The following is a 20,415-nucleotide window of genomic DNA, read 5'->3' as shown; positions in this document are numbered from 1 at the left end:
TTAACGAGCCACGGTGACGTTCGCCTTAATATGTTTAAGGTGAACGACAATCGTAAAGGTGACAATCACCAATAAAGACCACGCTCCCCATTTACCCGCATGCACCATTGACCATGCCCCAATTTGGTTGGGGTACTGCCAAACACCGAAAAAAGTCCCAAAATTTTCGGCTAGCCAAATAAAAAAACCGATTAACATAAAGGCAAGTAATAAAGGCATTTTGCGCTCTTTATCAAGTGGAGTATAAAAAACCACACTCCGTGCATACAAGCCAAAAATAAAGGCGGTTAAATACCAACGATAATCGTCAATATAATGATGACTAAAAAAATTAATATAAATCGCCAGTGCAACACACGTTGCCATCCAATAGGGTGGGTAATGTTCAATTCTAACTTTAAAAAAACGCCATGATTGAATAATGTAGCTCCCCACAGCAGCATACATAAACCCCGTAAATAAAGGAACGCCCCAAAGTTTAGTCAATGCTGCATCAGGATATTGCCATGACGCTATGGTTGCGGAGGTTTTAAATAACTCCATCATAAATCCGACCAAATGAAACACACAAATCGCTTTTAGTTCATCCCATGTTTCTAATTTTGACCACACTAATATGGCCTGAAATACGACAGCAAAAATCAGCAAGGCATCATAACGGGGTAATCCTAGAATACCTTTTGCGGGTACTAAAAATAGTGCTAAAAAGAAAAAACCGGCAAATAAACAAGAACGTGCATTGATAAGACCGAAAAACCAAAATTCTAAAATAAAACGTTTAATGCCATGACTATTACTTGGCGTATGCGCCATGAGTTTTTGGTCTAATTTACCTAAAAAATTGAGCTTATGACTCATACTCCCCATTTATTCACTCACTTATTATTTAAATTTATTATTAATTTTCATACGCCAATAAGTGAAGGATTTTATCAAATTAGTTTTTAATTCGATAAGGTAACTATCTTAAATCTCTTTGATTTTTTCATTTTCAGTATAAATATTCGAATCTACGCGACAAGGCATTATGCACGAACATTTTTATTTAAATTCACTTTTTATGGCATAACTCGCACCCGATGGCAATTTGCTAACAGGAAGTAGTGATATACTTAACAAGAGAGATGTTTGTTTGCTAGTTACTGCCCATTTCAAAACTTAGGAGTCCTATGATGAAATTGTATTACGCTCCCGGTGCTTGTTCTCTTTCTCCACATATTATTTTGCGTGAAACTGGATTAGATTTCTCGATTGAACGTGTAAACATTAAAGAGAAAAAAACAGAGAAAGGCGAAGATTTCTTAGCAATAAATCCGAAAGGCCAAGTTCCTACTCTAGTATTAGATAATGGGGATCAACTTACTGAAGGTGCTGTTATTGTTCAGTATCTTGCAGACCAAAAACCAGATAGAAATCTGATTGCTCTTGCTGGCTCAATGAAGCGCTACCATCAAATGGAAGCGTTAAATTTCATCTCAACAGAACTTCATAAAAACTTCTCGCCTTTATTTACCCCTGGAACACCTGAGGATTATAAAGAAACGGCTCGCAAAGTATTATTGAATAAATTCAAATATGCTGACTCCGTATTAGCAAAGCAAGCGTTCTTTGCTGGCGACAATTTTAGCGTAGCAGATGCCTATTTATTTACAGTTAGTGGGTGGGCAAAACACGTTGGCTTGGATTTATCAAGCTTAACGCATTTACAAGATTACATTGCTAAAGTTGCAAAACGCCCGAATGTCCAAGAGGCATTAAAAGCAGAGGGTTTAATCTAAGACTTCAATCATAGCGCCCTAAAACTAGGGCGCTATTTTATTTCTAGTCAAAAACAAATAAGTCAGTCTACCTGAGTGGCACAAAACTTGTGTTCTGGGTTAACCATTTTATCTTGAGCCGCCACCAGTTGCAGTTCGTACTCACCCATCTCTTTTGTTTTAATCATTACTTCATAAACTGCTGCTGCAACATGTTCTAGTCCTTTATTAAGAGGCTCACCTTTTAATAAGTTCACTAGCATCAAGCCACTCGTCAAATCGCCTACCCCTACAGGTTGCTTCTCACCGAAATCAACTAATGGGCGACTAACATGCCAGCTATGCTCCGCAGTAACCAAAATCATTTCAAAACGATCAGCCCTATAGGCTGCACGGCTCAAATGTTTCACAAGAACAATTTTGGGTCCCTTATGACAAAGTTCTCTCGCTGCACCAATGGCCTCTTCTACTGTCTTGATTGTTCTACCTGCGAGTGTTTCTAATTCAAGTAAGTTTGGTGCAATAACATCACTTGCTGCCAATGCTCTTTCACATAAGAATTCAGCAACGCCAGGTGCGACAATACAACCTTTCTCAGGGTGCCCCATTACTGGATCACAAAAATACAGGGCTTGTGGATTGGAAGCTTTCACTTTTTTCACAATCGCAAGTATATCGTCACCTTGTTCCGCGGAACCGATATAACCACTTAATACGGCATCACAAATTTCAAGTTTATGAATTTTAGCGAGCCCTTCAACAATGTCTGTTAAATGTTGAGCAGGAAATACGGTTCCCGTCCATTGAGGATATTGCGTGTGATTAGAAAATTGTACGGTATTGAGTGGCCACACATCTACGCCCATACGGCACATAGGGAATGCAGCAGCACTGTTTCCTGCATGGCCGAAAACAACATGGGATTGAATTGATAATACGCTTTTCATTAAGAACCCAGAGAATTGTTATATCGAATGAAGAGAAATCAGTGATTAGCCATTGCTAATATGAATATACTCCAAATAATTCAAGTTGCATGTCGTCGAAAAGAGAAGATAACTTGATGAACATATGTAAGCATATCATCAAGCTAGCTAAGTTCAGTTAACACCCATGCAATTTGAAGTATGACGAGTATAGCCTGGAAAACTCCCCAGGCTGATATTACAAAGGTTAGTCAGAGCTATTTCCAATTAATTAAGCAGTCGTTTTTCTTACCACGACGGATCAAGGTATAACGACCAAACAAACGGTCTGCGTCTGTAAAGACATACATTGGCTCAGTTTGTTTTTGACCATTGATGGAAACCGCATTAGAGCTAATTGCTGTTCTTGCTTGCCCACGTGATGGCGTTAATTCTGAGTCAACTAATGCTTGTTGCAGGTCAGCACCTTCTTCTAAAGTGATGCATGGCATACCATCTTGTGCTAATTGTTCAAGATCGGCTTCTGTTAAATCAGAAACCGCACCAGAGAACAAGCTTTCAGTAATGCGTTTAGCCGCTGCTAAACCCGCTTCGCCGTGAACTAATTTAGTCACCTGCTCCGCTAAAACGTATTGCGCACGTGGTGCTTTACCACTGTTTTTATCTTCTTCTTCCAGCGCGTTAATTTCGTCGAGTTCCATGAAGGTGAAGAACTTGAGGAAACGATAAACGTCTGCATCCGCAGTATTAATCCAGAATTGGTAGAATTTGTATTGGCTGGTTTTTTTCGGATCTAACCAAACTGCACCGCCCTCAGTTTTACCAAATTTAGTCCCATCAGCTTTAGTGATCAGTGGAACGGTCATGCCAAATACTTGGTTTTGATGAAGACGGCGGGTTAAATCGATACCTGAGGTAATGTTACCCCATTGGTCGGAACCACCAATTTGCAGCTCTACACCCATTTCATGATTCATATTTGCAAAGTCATAACCTTGTAATAGGTTATACGCAAATTCAGTGAAAGAGATACCAACATCATCACGGTTAAGACGTTGCTTAACAGATTCACGATTAATCATTTGATTAACAGAAAAATGCTTACCAATATCACGTAAGAAAGTCAGTACATCCATTTTGCCAAACCAATCATAGTTGTTAGCAAGACGCGCACTGTTATCACCACAGTCAAAGCTTAAAAATGGTGAAACTTGGTTACGGATTTTTTCTACCCACTCTTGAACGGTTTCTGCGGTATTTAATTTACGTTCAGTAGCTTTAAAGCTCGGATCACCAATAAGGCCCGTTGCGCCACCTACCAACGCCACAGGCTTGTGCCCGGCTAGTTGGAATCGCTTTAAACACAGCAAAGGAACCAGATGTCCCAAATGCAAGCTGTCAGCGGTAGGATCGAAACCACAATAGAGAGAGATAGGGCCCTGCGCCAGTCTCTCTGCTAACGCATCCTCATCCGTTACCTGGGCAACGAGGCCCCGCTCTTGCAATTGTTTAATCAGGTTATTGCTAGACATCAATGACTCCATCTGTTGTATTTTGTCTATCTACTTTAGTTTGAATGACCAACGCATTTTTGATGAATATCACAAACGCGCCAGTATAATTTGTCAATCTTCTTAAACGAGTCTATAGCATAAAGCGCATATCAATTAAGTGCCAGCTAAAAAACATGATCCTAAGGGGCTAATCTATCAATTTTCCAGCCTTCCCCTTCCCTTTGGTATAAAAAACGGTCATGTAGGCGGTGAGCGCCACCTTGCCAAAATTCGACACTATCAAATACCACACGAAAGCCCCCCCAAAAACTCGGCAAAGGCACTTCTCCATTTTTAAATTTTTGTTTTAATTCTAAAAATTTACCTTCTAAAATTCCTCTCGCTGAAATTTTAGAGGATTGTTCAGATGCCCAAGCTGCAATTTGGCTATCTTTAGGTCGACTGTGGAAATATTTAACTACCTCAATCGGATTTAATCGTTCAGCAACGCCTGTAAAATTCACTTGGCGTTCAAGTGGATACCATGGGAAGTGCAAGCTTATTTTATTATTTTTTTCAAGGTGTTGTGCCTTACGACTCCCCATATTGGTGTAAAATACTAAGCCCTTATCATCAAAATGCTTTAGCAGTACTATCCGTTGATAAGGTTGCCCAGTTTCATCCACTGTCGCCACTGACATCGCTGTAGGATCACTTAGTCGCGCCTCACACGCCTGCTTCATCCATAATTCAAAAAGGGTTAATGGGTTGGCTGTTAAGTCACTGCGCCGTAGGCCGCCTTTTGTGTACTCACGACGAATAGAGGCGAGATCGACTTCACTTATCTCATTCATTTGATATCCTTTAATTCGATTATTTCTAGTCACTATTTTTAGGATACACTGCACCTAAAACGGTTTCTCTTGTCGCGCCTGTCACTGAAGCAAGATTACCTGATAACCCAGCGACAGTACGTGCTGCTAACCAAGCAAACGCCAAAGCTTCCATATCATCACCACTAAGGCCAAACTTATCACTTGTTGCTACTTCAATGCCAGGTAACAGAGCTGATAAACGCTGCATCAAAAAGGTGTTTTTAGCACCTCCACCACACACAATTAGCCGCTCACTTCCACCACATAATAAAACTTGTTCAGCAATAGAAGCTGCTGTGAGCTCACACAGTGTGGCTTGTACGTCCTGGGCAGATATTGAAGGGAACGCGACTAAATGTTGTTCTAGCCATTGCATATTAAAATATTCACGCCCTGTACTTTTTGGCGATGACCGTTTGAAGTAAGGATCATTCATCATGTTTTTAAGTAACAAATTATCAATATGACCCTGACTAGCCCATTCACCATCATTATCAAACGCTTTTTGCTTAATACGCCAAGTCCAAGTATCCATCAACATATTACCTGGCCCTGTGTCATAGCCTTTTACATAAGCGCCGGGCAATAACGCTGTGATATTCGCTATCCCACCAATATTTAAAACAATACGTTTTTCAGTTGGATGGCCTAAAACGGCTAAGTGGAAAGCAGGCACTAAGGGTGCACCTTGACCACCATAAGCCATATCCCGACGCCTAAAATCACCAACAGTTGTGATCCCTGTTAACGCAGCAACTCGATTGTTATCACCAAGTTGCATAGTAAATGGCTGTTCTCCGTCAGGTTCATGCCAAACTGTTTGCCCATGGCACCCAATTGCAATGATATCTGCCGAAGTTAACCCTGTTTTTACCAATAATTGATTAATCGCGTCTGCATAAAGTGAACCTAATTCGCGGTCTATCTTACCAATTTCAGATAATGTTGTTTCTTGACCTTGGCAGATATTTAAAATTCTTTTTTTCAAGTCAATTGGAAATGTGACACTCAAACTGGACTGTTCTGCAACAAATTTATCGCTAATTGCGGCGAGAACAACATCAACCCCATCTAGACTGGTTCCTGACATAACCCCTATGTAACGACCTGACTTAATCATCATTCTTGTTCCTTCAGAGTGTACATTCGCTTTCAATTTCAGTTACTAAAGATTGTGCTTTGAAGGAGAATTTTGTCAACAATTCGATGTAATTTCTCGTGCTGCTTCGCAGGAATAATAAATATTTATTTTTAGAGCAGAAATTGCTTTACAACCTAAATAAAAATGGCGTTTTTTAATATATGGATTTAAAATTCTAAATATAATGTTTTGCAATAAAATAATCTGCTAAACATGAAAGTGTTTCAATTTTAAACAGGCACTAGTCGGATACGTTTTAGCTATCAATGCGAAAGACATTCATAAAATGACTGTTAGTGAGCTATGTTTAACAAAGCGTGCCTTACTCAATGAAATATTGTTGAATTTGAGATATTTTACCTAGTGTTTACACTCTATTTAAATCAGAATCAGTATTCTAACCATCGCTTTAAATACCATTATTTTGATAGTTGTTGTGTTGATGGTGAAAACAAATATACGATGCTATGTTAGTGCCACAAACAGCAAGTCTCATAGGAGTTATTATGCTTAAGAAAGTTTTTGTAGGTGTTGTTGCAGTTGCAGCGTTATCAGGCTGTGTCAATACCAGTACACTTTCTGGTGATACTATTTCGGCCAATGACGCAAAACAGGTTCAAACTGTGACCTATGGTACTGTTTTGAACGCTCGCCCTGTGACTATTCAAGCTGGTGAAGATGGTAATGTCATCGGTGCAATTGGTGGTGCAGTTCTAGGCGGCTTATTAGGTAATACCATTGGTGGTGGTACAGGAAATACTCTTGCAACTGCAGCAGGTGCTATTGCTGGTGGTCTAGCTGGGCAACAAGCACAAGGCGCCTTAAATAGAAGCCAAGGTGTTCAACTAGAGATCCGTTTAGACAGCGGTAAAAATATTGTTGTTGTACAAAAACAAGATCCTACTGCATTTCGTAATGGCCAACGTGTCATGATTGCGAATAGCGGAAATACAGTTACAGTATCCCCTCGCTAATTTTGTCATATTAATGATTAAAGCATGTTCACCGACGACAATGTCGGTGAACATCACTTATCATCTGCCATTCAATAACATTCAACTATCTATCACATATAGTATATATCTTCATTGATTAACTAATGATGCGCACGTTAATCTTTAGATTGTTTGTTTATAAACTAAAAAGACTGACTTATTTTCCTACGCAGCATTGATGCATATTGATATTACCATAAATGTATTTTTCTATTCTAAGTGCTGAATTCCATATTAAGCTAGTTAATGACACATTTTTTAATCAATTTGATTAAACCCCTTTCCTATTCACAATAGTTATAGCACATTAAAATTAACCCACTAAAACAATATTACTCATGATTTTAATGATTGAAAAAGTAAAATATATAGATTTTATATATATTCCGTTAAAACTATTTAAAGCTAAGCTTGGCTAATAAAATAACAAACCAAATAATTGCAAATCCATTTATTACTAATGATATAATATAAATATCATGAGTCACTCTGTAAGCGAATAATATTCTTTTCAAGCTTTAATAAAAGTTGGGACAGCAGGTCAAGCTCCTCTTGGTTAATGTTACTTAATATTTCAATTCGCGTATTGTTAATCACTTGATCAACTGTTTTAATAAATGGCTCTGATTCCTCAGTTAGTTTGATTCTTTTTGCACGTCTATCATTTGCGCATGTATGCCTTGAAATGAGTTTTTTTTCCTCTAATTGGTCTAATGTTCTAACGAGTGACGGCTGCTCAATTCCTATTGCTTTCGCCAGTTGGATCTGTGATTGTTCAGGTGGTAGCTGGCTAATGTTATGTAGTGTAACCCAATGAGTTTGCGTTAGTTTTAGTGGTTTTAATCGATGATCAATTAATGCTCTCCACATGCGAACTACACGTGATAGCTCTGTCCCTATTTGTGATTCCAATTTACCCTCCTTTTATATAATTATAATGTCTAAAAAATATACCAGACTCATATTATTTTTTAAATTATATATTAATTTCCTTTTATGTTTACAACTTTTTATTGACGTAAAAGCTAACAAATACCTATTTTTAGTGATATATCCATCAGCTTAAAGTGATATGTATCAGGTTAATACATATCTATTTTAAATTGGAAAAGCCACTCAAGAAAATGCCATAATCTATAAATTCCCTTACTAATAAGAATAGCTGGAGTCTTCTTTTTGATCTATCTATTTTAGCCTTTATGATAATTACTAGGAACAATAGAAAATACAACTTAATATAACTCATTAAAAAACAAAACAATATAGTTAATCTTAAAAAGATTCGATATGAAATTCATTTAAATTCAAGTATATTAATTTTTAATAAATAAAATTTAATTGAAATGTAAGCACGGAAACTAATAAAATTAGAATAATAATAAATGAACTAATTTAAATGAAAACTATATGATTAAAATCAATCAACAATCTTCCAATGTTATTCATTAAAAAGTTGTTGCTGACTATCGATAACGTCATCTTGAACAACTTTTTTATTTATCGTTCTTAGATAGCGTTGGCGGCATAATCGAATGATATTACGTTTTTCTGCATTCGAAAATTTTAACCAGTTGAATCGTTCGTCACGAGTTCGATAGCAGCCTCGGCAATAACCTTGCTCATTCGTTTGGCAAATACTACGACAAGGGCTAGGAATGTCAAAAAACTCAAGTTGTTCAGCCATCGCTTCCCCTTCAACTGTAAAAACTATCGTAAAGGTATGATATACTCTTGAAAACTGAGTATTACCACTATTTGACCAAAAAATAAACTGCTATCGCTGTATTTAGCAATTTAACCACGTTATATTAATAGTTAATAGGTAAATCGATTCAGAAATGTTGAGTAAATTTTAAGAGGGTTATATGCGCTTACTTCATACCATGTTACGTGTTACTGATATGCAACGTTCAATTGATTTTTATACCAAAGTGTTAGGAATGCGTTTGCTTAGAACAAGTGAAAATACTGAGTATAAATACTCTTTAGCTTTTGTTGGCTATAGTGATGAAAGTGAAGGCGCTGTTATTGAACTAACATACAATTGGGGCGTTGATAGCTATGATATGGGGAATGCATATGGCCATATCGCTCTAGGCGTAGATGATGTTGCAAAAACTTGTGATGATATCCGCCATGCGGGGGGGAATGTGACTCGAGAAGCAGGCCCAGTTAAAGGTGGCTCAACAATCATTGCTTTCGTTGAAGACCCAGATGGCTATAAAATTGAATTGATCGAAAACAAAAGCGCAAGTAAAGGTTTAGGTCATTAATTGCATTTGCTGTTTCTAAGTTTAAACGGTCAAATAGCCGTTTAAACTTTCTTCTGAGTTTCTCTGCCTTTTTTTCCTGATTTAGGCATAATATATGCTAATCAGCAACTTTATAATCGAAAGTCCTAATGTCTGAAAAAAATAATCCGAATGCCCTAGTAAGCCGTTTTAGGGGATACTACCCTGTTGTTATTGATGTTGAAACGGGTGGGTTTAACGCGAAAACAGATGGTCTACTTGAAATCGCCGCTATCACACTAAAAATGGACAAAGATGGCTGGCTTTCAATGGATGAAACGCTGCATTTCCACGTTGATCCATTTGAAGGTGCCAATTTAGAACCATCCGCTCTTGCGTTTACAGGTATTGACCCAACAAACCCATTGCGTGGTGCGGTTAGTGAGTATGATGCACTGCATGCCATTTTTAAAGTCATCCGTAAAGGAATGAAAAATACTGATTGTAACCGCGCAATAATTGTTGCACATAACGCGAATTTCGATCACAGTTTTGTCATGAATGCTGCCGAGCGTGCGGGGCTAAAACGCAATCCATTCCATCCTTTTGCGACTTTTGATACCGCAGCATTAAGTGGCTTAGTATTTGGTCAAACAATCTTAGCGAAAGCTTGTGTCAGTGCAGGAATACCATTCGATGGTAAACAGGCCCATGGTGCACTGTATGATACGAATCGCACTGCACTTTTATTTTGCGAAATCGTGAATAAATTCAAGAAACTTGGTGGTTGGCCAATTATTGAAGACGAAAAATAAACAGACAAAAAAAACCGCAATAGATAAACAGCTTTTGTTTTATCTACTGCGGTTTTTTATTACTATTAAATTATTACCAGTGATTACGCGTTAGCGCCATCTTCTGGGCGGTATTTATCCGCAGTTTCTTTGATTAGCGATTGCAGCTCACCACGTTGGAACATTTCCATAATAATGTCACAACCTCCAACTAACTCGCCATCTACCCATAACTGAGGAAAAGTCGGCCAATTTGCATATTTTGGCAATTCGGCACGAATGTCTGGGTTTTGTAAAATATCAACATAAGCGAAGCGCTCACCGCATGAAGATAGGGCTTGAACTGCTTGAGCTGAAAAACCACAGCTCGGAAGTTTTGGAGAACCTTTCATGTATAATAAAATTGGGTTTTCTTTAATTTGGCGCTCAATTCTTTCAATTGTTGTCATTTTTACTTCCTTAACATTAAACATGATTAGTATATTCTTATTTATCAATCAGATGATTGATTTTTAGCCCTAAAATATACTACGTAATGCGATATTTTGCTTTGAATATGTCAACGGCTATTGTATGAAAAAAGAGGGGGAATCCCCCTCCTTTGATTTGTTACTATTGTGACTTATTTATGATTCAAGTCAAATAAAACTATGCCTTGGTTTTATAGCGAAACATCATTTTCACTAAGAGTATATCAACTATATTTAACGGCGGCCTATCTGCTAATTTGATGTCTTCACAATATGTTTAACTTCATATTTTGCTAATTGTTTTGCATTAATCTAAACAAATGACAAGAAATCAACCTGAAGGTAGCAATAAAATACGGTATAACGATACTTGGCAACGTAAATCTACTTGATATGCCCCACATAGCTCTCTCATCATGCTTGCACAACTCTGCAATAAGGATAGAATTATATTTTTCTAAAATATAATTCTTATGCATAGCAACCCCATTACAGCCTTACTAATCGTCATCCCATTTTTTGTATTTATGATATTTTTTATTATTAAAGATCGGGTGCAACCAGACATAACCCCCCTTTTCTTCAAGGCTTTTATCTACTTGCTTACAGCTATCATTTTCATCAATGTCATTTTTTTGATTAGAACGTTCATTGGCTGGAACTAATGCCAACCAATGGCAAATAAACACTAAAAAATTCAAAGCATTACGTCAACCCTCTGTAGTATTTCCCCATTGATGACAGCCCTTTAGATCCACTCTCACTCGTGATTATTTCTACATATTCTCTGTATGTAAGAACCGAATACATCACTTAATCCAATAACAATAAAAGTTTATTCAAATATTTTATGGTTAACATGAGATTAACGCGATTACATTTACCCTTTGTAGGGTTAATCGTGTTATTATTAATATATTAAGAATCATACAGGCCATTTGGCAAAAAACTGTAGATAAACAATAAAGTACAAAATTTAGCTCACTTTACGAGCAAACACCCATATGTTTTGATACAAAAGCAATCAAGGAGTACGTTATGTCATTTGAACTTCCCGCTCTACCGTATGCAAAAGATGCTTTAGAACCTCATATCTCTGCTGAGACCTTAGAATACCACTACGGTAAGCACCACAATACCTACGTTGTTAACTTAAACAACCTAATCAAAGGCACTAATTTTGAAGGTAAATCGTTAGAAGAAATCATTAAGACTTCTGAAGCAGGGGTATTTAACAATGCGGCTCAGGTTTGGAACCATACCTTCTATTGGCACTGCTTAGCGCCAAATGCAGGTGGCGAACCAACGGGGAAAGTTGCAGACGCTATCAATAAAGCATTTGGTTCTTTCGCCGAGTTTAAAGCACAATTTACGGATGCAGCAACCAAAAACTTTGGTGCTGGCTGGACTTGGTTAGTGAAAAAAGCCGATGGTAATTTAGCAATTGTTAATACTTCTAACGCAGCAACACCGATCTCTGGTGATGATAAACCTGTGTTAACAGTTGATATTTGGGAACACGCTTATTACATTGATTACCGTAATGCGCGCCCTAAATATTTAGAAAATTTCTGGGCATTAGTTAACTGGAAATTTGTAGAAGAAAATTTAGCGTAATTATTAAACAGTTATTCTAGATAGATTAAGGGCGAGTTAAGACTCGCCCTCAGACTACTGACAAACCGATTAGGTTTGGCAGCAGGTTGAATAGGCTTTGAAAATCAATAAGGAAAATCAATTTATTGATTTTCGGCTGATAACACAAAGCAGGAAAAACGACGCTTTTATCCTGCTTTGCCAACAGCATAAGGGCGAGTTAAGACTCGCCCTTATGCATTCACCCAATGAAGATGAAACACAAATTAGAAGATATGTGCTGCAATAAAAATAATCATTGCTAATGAACCCAGCGCAGCTAGTAATCCATATTTAACATCTGTATCCATGAGTTCCTCTCATCCTAACAAAATTGAATTAACAATAACCACTCAAACTATAAGGTTATTAAGTATACACATCCAAAAAAGCAAAACCAGTGTCTATATCACATGTTATAACATCAATTATTTCTTTCGTTTTTGCGCTAGATCAGACAAAATCGACAACAAATCGCTAAATTATTGCCAGCAAAGGATCTATGCATCAATATGCAGGTAATTTTTTAACTAGAATTCTTAGAGAGACCTATAGTTGGTCAGGAGTTTTATTCCCCCATGGCAACGATTAAAGATGTGGCGAAACGCGCTGGCGTCTCTACCACCACCGTATCCCATGTTATTAATAAAACGCGCTTTGTGGCTGATGACACCAAAGCGGCGGTTTGGGCTGCCATCAAAGCGCTCAATTATTCACCTAGTGCGGTTGCCCGTAGTTTAAAAGTGAATCACACGAAATCAATTGGTTTGTTAGCAACCTCGAGTGAGGCACCTTATTTTGCTGAAGTTATTGAATCTGTTGAAAACAGCTGTTATGAAAAAGGCTACACGCTGATCCTCTGTAACTCTCATAATAATTTGGGTAAACAAAAAGCCTACTTGCAAATGCTTGCACAAAAACGTGTCGATGGCCTGCTGGTAATGTGTTCAGAATACCCAGATACACTCATTGGCATGCTCGAAGATTATCGCAATATTCCGATGGTGGTCATGGATTGGGGTACATCGAGAGGGGATTTTACCGATAGCATCATCGATAATTCATTCCATGGGGGCTATCTCGCAGGACGTTATCTCATTGATAGAGGACATCGTGATATTGGTGTGATCCCAGGCTCCCTTGAGCGGAATACTGGGATTGGGCGTCTGACTGGCTTCCAAAAAGCAATGGAAGAAGCCAAAGTGACCTTAAAAGATGAATGGATTGTCCAAGGGGATTTTGAGCCTGAGTCTGGCTATAAAGCGATGATGCAGATTTTGAGCCATAAACAGCGCCCTACCGCCGTTTTCTGTGGTGGTGATATCATGGCAATGGGGGCAATTTGTGCGGCAGATGAAATGGGCTTGCGCGTTCCACAAGATATCTCAATCATCGGTTACGACAATGTGCGCAATGCGCGCTATTTTACGCCTGCATTGACGACTATCCACCAACCTAAAGAACGTTTGGGGCAAATGGCGTTCGCTATGTTATTAGACCGTATAGTGAATAAGCGCGAAGACGCTCAAACTATCGAAGTTCATCCTCGTCTTGTTGAGCGTCGTTCAGTTGCTGATGGGCCATTTATTGACTATCGTCGATAATCAATATGATGTTGATAACCATTCTGCGTTGAGCGTTTCGTTATCGCCAAGGTAATCTAATAACCAGCTCAGTGCGGGAGAGGTATTTTTTTCTACCCATGTTAAACAACATGGGCTGGGTGGAAATGGCTGCGCTAATGTCAATTCCACCAGTTTACCTTCTGCGCATAAAGGGGCTGCTCGATGTTCGGGTACCATCCCCACACACAGGCCATTTGCCAAACAAGCTAAGCCATTTTCCCAATAGGGAACCACTAAACGCCGTTGGTTATCCAGCGCCCAAGTATCTCGTTTAGGTAAACTTCGAGAAGTATCTTCTAAGCACAAACTTGGATATGCACGCATTTCATCGTCTGTTAGGCTATGTTCTATTTTTGCTAACGGATGTTCAGGGCTTGCGACACACATCCACGACATAAACCCCATATCACGAAAGCTGTAACGTTCGCCAATCGGTGAAGCTCGGGTGGCACCAATCGCCACATCCACGCGGCCATCCGCTAAGGCATCCCAAACACCATTAAATACTTCTGGGTGTATATACAATTCAATGTCAGGGAAATGGCGATAAAAATCGAGAATAAGTTGCTCAGTCCGTTGTGGTTTAACGATGCAGTCAACTGCAATGCTGAACTGCCCACGCCAACCATTAGCCGCTTGTTGGCATTGATGACGTGTCTCTGTCATTTTTTTGATAACAGAACGGCTTTCTTTAATAAAAATCAGCCCGGCTTCGGTTAAAACGACGTCGCGGTGTCGACGTTCAAACAAGGGAACGGCTAACCATTCTTCAACTTGTTTGACGGTATAGCTGATTGCTGAAGGTACGCGGTGCAACTCATCTGCGGCACCACTGAAACTCCCCGTTCGCGCAACGGCATCAATCACTTCAAGTGCATGAGCTGACCACATAACCTTTCCTTTCAAATATTTTGATAGCAAGATCCAAATATTACCGTTTCACAAGACAAAAAAATAGCCTATACAATGTCATTACCGTTAACATTTTTTTAAATATCAGATAAGTAAATCATTATGACGACGACTGTGAAAAAAAATTCCCCTGGATTTATGCTGTACCTAGCAGGATTAAGCATGTTGGGGTTTTTAGCCATTGATATGTACCTGCCTGCTTTTGGTGCAATGCAGACCGCTTTGCACACAACCGAAGGGGCTATCAGTGCTTCTCTCAGTATCTTTTTAGCAGGCTTCGCGTTTGCTCAGCTACTTTGGGGCCCACTTTCAGATAAACTTGGCCGCAAGCCTGTGCTCATCGTTGGTCTTACTATCTTTATTGTGAGCAGCTTAGCGATTTTTTGGGCCACTACAGCGACACAATTATTAACCTTGCGTTTTTTACAAGCCGTTGGTGTGTGCTCCGCCGCCGTTTTATGGCAAGCCCTTGTTATCGACCGTTATGATGAAGCAAGCACACAAAAAGTTTTCGCATCCATCATGCCATTAGTTGCACTCTCCCCTGCACTTGCGCCGTTATTAGGTGCATGGGTGCTTGAACACCAAACTTGGGAAGCTATCTTTTTAATTTTAATGGCTGTCGGTGTTTTATTACTCTTACCGACATTTTTCCTCAAAAATATTTCTGTAAAAAATCACGAAGATGAAAACCAGCCTCAAACCAAAATCTCATTTGGTAAGTTACTAAGCTCCCCCATTTTTAGTGGTAACGTCTTAGTCTATGCCTCTTGCAGTGCAGGCTTTTTTGCTTGGTTAACTGGCTCCCCCTTTATTCTACGTAATATGGGCTTTAACCCAGCTGATATTGGATTGAGCTATATCCCCCAAACACTCGCTTTCATTGTTGGTGGCTATGGTTGTCGTCTTGTTTTGGCCAAGGTGCGTGCTGAGATCTTATTCCCACTACTCTTAATTGGTTATGCCGTTAGCATGTCTATCTTATTCATCATGGCTATCTATACCGAACCATCATTAACCATGATTTTAATTCCATTTTGCTTTATGGCTGCCATGAACGGAGCATCGTATCCAATAGCTGTTTCAAAAGCATTAAATACCTTCCCTACGGCAAGTGGTAAAGCAGCGGCATTACAAAACGCTTTACAACTTGGCTTATGCTTCTTAGCCAGCTTGTTAGTTTCCGCTTTAACTTTTGACCCACTTCTTGCAACAACGGGTGTGATGGCCTTTACCATTATTCCAATGGTGATTGGTTATTTTATGCAGCGCTGCGCTGTCAAAGATGAAAAAACGTTAAAACCAGTTGATTGCCAAGCAAATTAATTGCTTTAGACTCGTTATACGCTGTGCCGCTACTATGCGGTACAGTTTTTCATTATCACTCCCCCATTCATCAAATATACTATTCTTAAGCTAACTGTAGGCGTTGACTACGCTTTTGTCATATTCCGTAACAGGTGGCATTTGCTTAAAAATGCGGTTTAACGCATTATCCCTTAGCGACCTTTATCTAATTAAAGCGTATTTCACTAAAAAAAAGTTGTTTTATTTTTTTATCTTCTAAAACTCATGCTTTCAATGGTTATTTTTCTTGTCAAAAAACGCTATCATTACTATATCAAATAATGAGTGCTCAAGTATGATGTTGAAACAGTATTATCCACCAGATGAATTGAAAGGCTTTGTTAGTTCTATTTTGATTATCAAAGAATTCACCAGTGCGATTAAAATTTTTCCAGGAACAGGGGCTGAAATTTGGGTTTCATCGAATCCAATTTGTATGTCTGCTGACGGCCACTCTACGACTAACTCATTTCAACTTATCATACCGAGAATCAATACGTTTACAGCAAACCCTAATCATGCAAAAACCATGGTATTGCGTATTCGCCACGACGCATTGCGCTTTTTGTTACCCCAACGGACATTCAATTATACGGATAGACCCATTGCCCTTGATGATATTTGGCAAGATAACTGGTTTGAAGCACTTGCCAATTCCTCTTTTAAAGAGCTGTTAGATTGCTTTACTCAAACTAAAGCGACCAAAAAGCCGCATTTCACGGATGAAATCATCGAATTACTCTATCGTAATCCAACAAAAAAAATCACCGATATTGCCGATGAGACAGGTTTGCATCTGCGTGTCATTCAAAAAGAGTTTTTAAAAGAGTACGGTATTACCCCCAAACGCTACCAGATCAATTGCCGCTTAGAACACGTTTTAAAAACCATGGTAATAGATCAAGATACTTATCGCTGGTTTGAAACAGGCTATTATGATCAATCTCATTTTTATCGAGATTTCAAAAGATACTTTACTATGACCCCGTCCGCCTTTTTAAAATCAGATTATTCGCTTTTTTACAATACAAAAACCAAGTACCCATTAAGATAGTTCTTAATACATAAGGAGAACGGAATGAGTATTGTTGTGTATGCCCAAATTACAACTGAAAAAACGGATGGGTATTTAACGAGAGAAATCGTTCGTGACTTAGCAAAGCTAAGCCGCCGTGAGAAAGGATGCATTCAATATGATCTTATGGCTAAAGAAAACGGCTATATTGTTTTCGAAGAGTGGGAAAACACTCAGGCACTCGAAATGCACAAAAACAGTGCACACTTTAGGCGCTTAGTTGAAGCGATTGAACGTGATAACGCCAGCTTTTCTGTTAATTTCAGTGAAAAGTAACCGATTTAAAAAACAAGGTTTTAATCAAATTAGCTATTTTGGCAATCTGTAATGTTAATGATTCGATGTTTCTAACAACTTTACACTTGATTAAACACCTCTCCCCTAACAACTCTAAAATTCTCATGTTATTAAGGCTATAGTATAATTATATCTACTATAGCCTCATACTTTTCCGCTGTTGATGAATTATTCGGATTTAGCCTTTTCAGCAGCGTCATTTCCTTGTTGCAATAACTTTTCTTGTTCTTTTTGGTTGAGCACTCGCTCAACAGTATCCACTATTGCTTGAGTTTGTGGATCTATCTCAATATTAATCTTATCCCCTAAACGCTTTTGCCCTAATGTTGTTCTTTCTAACGTTTCAGGAATCAAATGTACACAAAAGCGGTTATTGATAACATCACCAACCGTGAGGCTAATTCCATCAATGGCGACAAAACCTTTATGTAAAATATATTTCATCAATGCTTTATCATGAATAGATAGCCATATTTGATGATTATCTTCTGAAGTGAAAATTTTACTGATTTCTGCAGTTGTCATAATGTGTCCAGATACCACATGGCCACCAATTTCATCTCCATATTTCGCTGCACGTTCAATATTGACAACATCGCCCTCTTGTAGCGCACCCAAATTCGTCAGACGGAGCGTTTCTTTAATTAAATCAAAGCTAACCCTTTCACCATCAATTTTAGTAACCGTCAAACAGCAACCATTGTGGGCTACTGAGGCTCCCGTTTCTAAACCAACCAGTAATTCAGGGGTGAATTTCATGACATGAGTGCGAAAATTCGCTCTTTCCGTAATTTCAATAATTGGAGCGGTCGCTTGAACAATACCTGTAAACATAATGACTCTCTGTGTCGTGAATTAATTTGTTCAGTTTACCTAAGAATTTTTTGAGATCTATCTTATTTGAGTGATGGGCCACAGACTGAATAACTACCTGTAACCAAATGTACTGAGAGACAAAAGTGCTCTTTCATTAATCAGCAGTATATCTTTATTGGAATGCATTGGTAAAAGAGATAGAATACAGGGTTTTTTAATAAAACGTTGATTTACCACTAAATCATTTATTTTTCTCGTTTTTTTTCTTCATTATTTTAATTATAAAGGTGTATGCGTGCAGAAATATTTTACAGAAGCGCGTAGCTTGTTGGCTCTCGGGATCCCTATCGTTTTAGCTCAGTTTTCACAAACCGCCATGGGGTTTGTCGATACGGTTATGGCGGGTAGTGTCAGTGAAATCGAGATGTCCGCAGTTGCAGTTGGATTTTCCATCTGGCTGCCAGCTATTCTTTTTGGCCAAGGTTTGCTAATGGCATTGACCCCTATCGTTGCTCAAATGAACGGGTCTGGCCGCCGTAACTTAATTGGCGATCAAATTCAACAAGGTCTGTGGTTAGCGCTATTTTTAGCCCTCGGTATCATGTGCTTGCTTTATAATAGCCAGCTAATTATTAGCAACATGCCACATATTGACCCAGAACTTGCCGACAAATCCGTTCGTTTCTTACATGCCATCATGTGGGGTGCGCCTGGGTATTTATTCTACCAAGTCTACCGTAGCCAATGCGAAGGCCTGTCGAAAACTAAACCGGGGATGGTGATTGGTTTTCTAGGCTTAATGGTCAATATCCCAATTAACTATATCTTTATCTATGGCCACTTTGGTGCACCTGCTCTCGGTGGGGTTGGTTGTGGTGTCGCGACTGCATCAGTGTATTGGGCAATGTGCATGATGATGAGATGGTACGTGAAACGCGCTTCAGCTCAGCGCGATATTCGTCCAACTGTACCTTTTACATCGCCAAATCCATTAATTTTAAAACGAATTATTGTGTTAGGTACGCCAATTGGCTTAGCGCTATTCTTTGAAGTTACATTATTTGCCGTTGTTGCACTGTTAGTTGCACCATTAGGGGTTGTTGCTGTTGCAGGCCACCAAGTTGCTCTGAACTTTAGTTCAGTCATGTTTATGTTCCCATTATCCTTGGGGATCGCCGCGACCATTCGCGTCGGTTATAACTTAGGCCAACAATCTACTGAGGCGGCGAAAGTCTCTTCTTATACTGGTCTTGCCGTTGGTTTAATGGTTGCAACAATTACCGCAATTTTTACCGCTGTTTTCCGCGAACCGATTGCAATGATGTATAACAAAAATCCTGAAGTGGTTGTTTTAGCAACTAGTTTAATGCTTTATGCCGCTATCTATCAGTTATCCGATTCTGTACAAGTTATTGGCGCAGGAATTTTACGTGGCTATAAAGATACGCGTTCAATCTTCTTTATTACGTTCACTGCATATTGGTTATTAGGTTTACCAGCGGGCTATATTTTAGCACTAACCGACTATGTTGGACCGGCAATGGGCCCCAAAGGTTTCTGGATAGGCTTTATTATTGGACTCAGCGCCGCAGCGGTGGGTATGGCAACACGAATTATGTGGATCCATAAGCAACCTGAGCAAGTTGTTCTGTTACGTTCAACACGCTAATCGCCAGTTTTTTAAGCAATTAATTGTGTGGGAAGATGTATTTCGCACCAGATAGTTTTAAATACGAGCAAACTGTCGCAAAATTACATTTTCCCCTTGCCAGATTCACAGCATAACGTTAATATTCGTCCCCGTTGTCAGCTAGAAGTTTTAAGCGCGTCCGTAGCTCAGTTGGTTAGAGCACCACCTTGACATGGTGGGGGTCGGTAGTTCGAGTCTACTCGGACGCACCATTCTAGTTAGCACAACACGTTAATTTCAGTGCGTCCGTAGCTCAGTTGGTTAGAGCACCACCTTGACATGGTGGGGGTCGGTAGTTCGAGTCTACTCGGACGCACCATTTCAAGTTAACACAAT

General features: G+C 39.0%; 21 protein-coding genes and 2 tRNA genes. 12 read left to right on the top strand and 11 right to left on the bottom strand.

The genetic code is table 11. The features are described from left to right. Positions 1-867 carry a DUF817 domain-containing protein gene (locus KDJ85_RS01985; RefSeq protein WP_225818253.1) on the bottom strand — a complete coding sequence of 289 codons (867 nt, stop codon included), beginning with the start codon at positions 865-867 and terminating at the stop codon, positions 1-3. Between the two features lie 305 nt (positions 868-1,172). Between KDJ85_RS01985 and gstA the strand changes: the two genes are divergently transcribed. Then, the gene (gstA, locus tag KDJ85_RS01980) at positions 1,173-1,778 is read left to right on the top strand and encodes a glutathione transferase GstA (protein WP_225818356.1); all 606 of its coding nucleotides are present in this window, start codon (positions 1,173-1,175) and stop codon (positions 1,776-1,778) included. Between the two features lie 62 nt (positions 1,779-1,840). On the opposite strand, the gene pdxY is transcribed toward gstA, so the two are convergent. The 4 genes from pdxY to anmK all read right to left on the bottom strand — a co-directional run bounded on the left by pdxY (position 1,841) and on the right by anmK (position 6,171). After that, positions 1,841-2,704, bottom strand: a complete 864-nt coding sequence (pdxY, locus tag KDJ85_RS01975) for a pyridoxal kinase PdxY (RefSeq protein WP_225818252.1) — start codon at positions 2,702-2,704, stop codon at positions 1,841-1,843. Positions 2,705-2,940: 236 nt separating this feature from the next. Beyond that, positions 2,941-4,215, bottom strand: coding sequence for a tyrosine--tRNA ligase (gene tyrS / locus KDJ85_RS01970; RefSeq protein ID WP_206084053.1), 1,275 nt, complete (start codon positions 4,213-4,215; stop codon positions 2,941-2,943). A gap of 161 nt (positions 4,216-4,376) precedes the next feature. After that, positions 4,377-5,030, bottom strand: a complete 654-nt coding sequence (gene pdxH, locus KDJ85_RS01965; RefSeq protein ID WP_225818251.1) for a pyridoxamine 5'-phosphate oxidase — start codon at positions 5,028-5,030, stop codon at positions 4,377-4,379. A gap of 25 nt (positions 5,031-5,055) precedes the next feature. Beyond that, the gene (gene anmK / locus KDJ85_RS01960; protein ID WP_225818355.1) at positions 5,056-6,171 is read right to left on the bottom strand and encodes an anhydro-N-acetylmuramic acid kinase; all 1,116 of its coding nucleotides are present in this window, start codon (positions 6,169-6,171) and stop codon (positions 5,056-5,058) included. Positions 6,172-6,698: 527 nt separating this feature from the next. Here anmK and KDJ85_RS01955 point away from each other — a divergent pair. Next, the gene (locus KDJ85_RS01955) at positions 6,699-7,166 is read left to right on the top strand and encodes an outer membrane lipoprotein (protein WP_225818250.1); all 468 of its coding nucleotides are present in this window, start codon (positions 6,699-6,701) and stop codon (positions 7,164-7,166) included. Between the two features lie 498 nt (positions 7,167-7,664). Here KDJ85_RS01955 and slyA read toward each other — a convergent pair whose 3' ends face one another. Beyond that, positions 7,665-8,099, bottom strand: a complete 435-nt coding sequence (gene slyA, locus KDJ85_RS01950; RefSeq protein ID WP_225818249.1) for a transcriptional regulator SlyA — start codon at positions 8,097-8,099, stop codon at positions 7,665-7,667. 526 nt (positions 8,100-8,625) lie between these two features. After that, positions 8,626-8,871, bottom strand: a complete 246-nt coding sequence (locus tag KDJ85_RS01945; protein WP_225818248.1) for a DUF1289 domain-containing protein — start codon at positions 8,869-8,871, stop codon at positions 8,626-8,628. A 181-nt stretch (positions 8,872-9,052) separates the two neighbouring features. Here KDJ85_RS01945 and gloA point away from each other — a divergent pair, with 181 nt between their 5' ends. Both gloA and rnt read left to right on the top strand, forming a co-directional pair. Further along, entirely contained in the window at positions 9,053-9,460 is a 408-nt protein-coding gene (gene gloA / locus KDJ85_RS01940; protein WP_206084048.1) for a lactoylglutathione lyase, read from the top strand. 128 nt (positions 9,461-9,588) lie between these two features. Beyond that, on the top strand, positions 9,589-10,233 hold the full coding sequence (gene rnt / locus KDJ85_RS01935) for a ribonuclease T (protein ID WP_206084047.1): 645 nt from the start codon (positions 9,589-9,591) through the stop codon (positions 10,231-10,233). An 83-nt stretch (positions 10,234-10,316) separates the two neighbouring features. Here rnt and KDJ85_RS01930 read toward each other — a convergent pair whose 3' ends face one another. Together KDJ85_RS01930 and KDJ85_RS01925 are read right to left on the bottom strand one after the other, a co-directional pair. Beyond that, complete coding sequence (locus tag KDJ85_RS01930; RefSeq protein ID WP_225818247.1) at positions 10,317-10,661, bottom strand: Grx4 family monothiol glutaredoxin; 345 nt, start codon at positions 10,659-10,661, stop codon at positions 10,317-10,319. A 521-nt stretch (positions 10,662-11,182) separates the two neighbouring features. Beyond that, positions 11,183-11,383 carry a hypothetical protein gene (locus KDJ85_RS01925; protein WP_225818246.1) on the bottom strand — a complete coding sequence of 67 codons (201 nt, stop codon included), beginning with the start codon at positions 11,381-11,383 and terminating at the stop codon, positions 11,183-11,185. A gap of 337 nt (positions 11,384-11,720) precedes the next feature. Here KDJ85_RS01925 and sodB point away from each other — a divergent pair, with 337 nt between their 5' ends. After that, complete coding sequence (gene sodB, locus KDJ85_RS01920) at positions 11,721-12,299, top strand: superoxide dismutase [Fe] (RefSeq protein WP_225818245.1); 579 nt, start codon at positions 11,721-11,723, stop codon at positions 12,297-12,299. Positions 12,300-12,895: 596 nt separating this feature from the next. Continuing rightward, positions 12,896-13,921, top strand: a complete 1,026-nt coding sequence (purR, locus tag KDJ85_RS01915) for an HTH-type transcriptional repressor PurR (RefSeq protein WP_206084044.1) — start codon at positions 12,896-12,898, stop codon at positions 13,919-13,921. Here purR and punR read toward each other — a convergent pair whose 3' ends face one another. After that, positions 13,922-14,833: a DNA-binding transcriptional activator PunR gene (punR, locus tag KDJ85_RS01910; RefSeq protein WP_225818244.1), complete on the bottom strand. Its 912-nt coding sequence runs from the start codon at positions 14,831-14,833 to the stop codon at positions 13,922-13,924. A 123-nt stretch (positions 14,834-14,956) separates the two neighbouring features. On the opposite strand from punR, the gene punC reads away from it, so the two are divergent. The 3 genes from punC (at position 14,957) to KDJ85_RS01895 (ending at position 17,552) form a co-directional block, all read left to right on the top strand. After that, positions 14,957-16,180, top strand: a complete 1,224-nt coding sequence (punC, locus tag KDJ85_RS01905) for a purine nucleoside transporter PunC (protein WP_225818243.1) — start codon at positions 14,957-14,959, stop codon at positions 16,178-16,180. A gap of 316 nt (positions 16,181-16,496) precedes the next feature. Further along, a complete protein-coding gene (locus KDJ85_RS01900) occupies positions 16,497-17,255 on the top strand; it encodes a helix-turn-helix transcriptional regulator (RefSeq protein ID WP_225818242.1) in 759 nt (252 codons plus the stop codon). A gap of 24 nt (positions 17,256-17,279) precedes the next feature. Next, a complete protein-coding gene (locus KDJ85_RS01895) occupies positions 17,280-17,552 on the top strand; it encodes a putative quinol monooxygenase (protein ID WP_225818241.1) in 273 nt (90 codons plus the stop codon). 189 nt (positions 17,553-17,741) lie between these two features. Here KDJ85_RS01895 and KDJ85_RS01890 read toward each other — a convergent pair whose 3' ends face one another. Then, positions 17,742-18,407 (bottom strand): riboflavin synthase subunit alpha, encoded by a 666-nt coding sequence (locus tag KDJ85_RS01890; RefSeq protein ID WP_225818240.1) that lies wholly within the window; start codon positions 18,405-18,407, stop codon positions 17,742-17,744. Positions 18,408-18,684: 277 nt separating this feature from the next. On the opposite strand from KDJ85_RS01890, the gene KDJ85_RS01885 reads away from it, so the two are divergent. The 3 genes from KDJ85_RS01885 (at position 18,685) to KDJ85_RS01875 (ending at position 20,398) form a co-directional block, all read left to right on the top strand. Then, positions 18,685-20,058 (top strand): MATE family efflux transporter, encoded by a 1,374-nt coding sequence (locus KDJ85_RS01885; protein ID WP_225818239.1) that lies wholly within the window; start codon positions 18,685-18,687, stop codon positions 20,056-20,058. Between the two features lie 156 nt (positions 20,059-20,214). Then, positions 20,215-20,291: transfer RNA gene (locus tag KDJ85_RS01880), tRNA-Val, on the top strand. Between the two features lie 30 nt (positions 20,292-20,321). Next, positions 20,322-20,398 (top strand) — tRNA-Val (locus tag KDJ85_RS01875). The last annotated feature ends 17 nt before the right edge of the window (positions 20,399-20,415 follow it).

Origin of the sequence: Providencia vermicola (assembly GCF_020381325.1) — a bacterium.
Classification (GTDB): domain Bacteria; phylum Pseudomonadota; class Gammaproteobacteria; order Enterobacterales; family Enterobacteriaceae; genus Providencia; species Providencia vermicola.
This window is presented reverse-complemented; position numbering and strand designations above follow the sequence as displayed.

What these genes read in the sequence shown, in the direction of transcription:
- KDJ85_RS01930 (WP_225818247.1), bottom strand. Translation starts at nt 10,661, where the DNA reads ATGACAACAATTGAAAGAATTGAGCGCCAAATTAAAGAAAACCCAATT.
- pdxH (WP_225818251.1), bottom strand. Translation starts at nt 5,030, where the DNA reads ATGAATGAGATAAGTGAAGTCGATCTCGCCTCTATTCGTCGTGAGTAC.
- punR (WP_225818244.1), bottom strand. Translation starts at nt 14,833, where the DNA reads ATGTGGTCAGCTCATGCACTTGAAGTGATTGATGCCGTTGCGCGAACG.
- sodB (WP_225818245.1), top strand. Translation starts at nt 11,721, where the DNA reads ATGTCATTTGAACTTCCCGCTCTACCGTATGCAAAAGATGCTTTAGAA.
- KDJ85_RS01955 (WP_225818250.1), top strand. Translation starts at nt 6,699, where the DNA reads ATGCTTAAGAAAGTTTTTGTAGGTGTTGTTGCAGTTGCAGCGTTATCA.
- gloA (WP_206084048.1), top strand. Translation starts at nt 9,053, where the DNA reads ATGCGCTTACTTCATACCATGTTACGTGTTACTGATATGCAACGTTCA.
- pdxY (WP_225818252.1), bottom strand. Translation starts at nt 2,704, where the DNA reads ATGAAAAGCGTATTATCAATTCAATCCCATGTTGTTTTCGGCCATGCA.
- KDJ85_RS01895 (WP_225818241.1), top strand. Translation starts at nt 17,280, where the DNA reads ATGAGTATTGTTGTGTATGCCCAAATTACAACTGAAAAAACGGATGGG.
- KDJ85_RS01900 (WP_225818242.1), top strand. Translation starts at nt 16,497, where the DNA reads ATGATGTTGAAACAGTATTATCCACCAGATGAATTGAAAGGCTTTGTT.
- punC (WP_225818243.1), top strand. Translation starts at nt 14,957, where the DNA reads ATGACGACGACTGTGAAAAAAAATTCCCCTGGATTTATGCTGTACCTA.
- gstA (WP_225818356.1), top strand. Translation starts at nt 1,173, where the DNA reads ATGAAATTGTATTACGCTCCCGGTGCTTGTTCTCTTTCTCCACATATT.
- KDJ85_RS01890 (WP_225818240.1), bottom strand. Translation starts at nt 18,407, where the DNA reads ATGTTTACAGGTATTGTTCAAGCGACCGCTCCAATTATTGAAATTACG.
- anmK (WP_225818355.1), bottom strand. Translation starts at nt 6,171, where the DNA reads ATGATTAAGTCAGGTCGTTACATAGGGGTTATGTCAGGAACCAGTCTA.
- tyrS (WP_206084053.1), bottom strand. Translation starts at nt 4,215, where the DNA reads ATGTCTAGCAATAACCTGATTAAACAATTGCAAGAGCGGGGCCTCGTT.
- purR (WP_206084044.1), top strand. Translation starts at nt 12,896, where the DNA reads ATGGCAACGATTAAAGATGTGGCGAAACGCGCTGGCGTCTCTACCACC.
- KDJ85_RS01945 (WP_225818248.1), bottom strand. Translation starts at nt 8,871, where the DNA reads ATGGCTGAACAACTTGAGTTTTTTGACATTCCTAGCCCTTGTCGTAGT.
- rnt (WP_206084047.1), top strand. Translation starts at nt 9,589, where the DNA reads ATGTCTGAAAAAAATAATCCGAATGCCCTAGTAAGCCGTTTTAGGGGA.
- KDJ85_RS01985 (WP_225818253.1), bottom strand. Translation starts at nt 867, where the DNA reads ATGGGGAGTATGAGTCATAAGCTCAATTTTTTAGGTAAATTAGACCAA.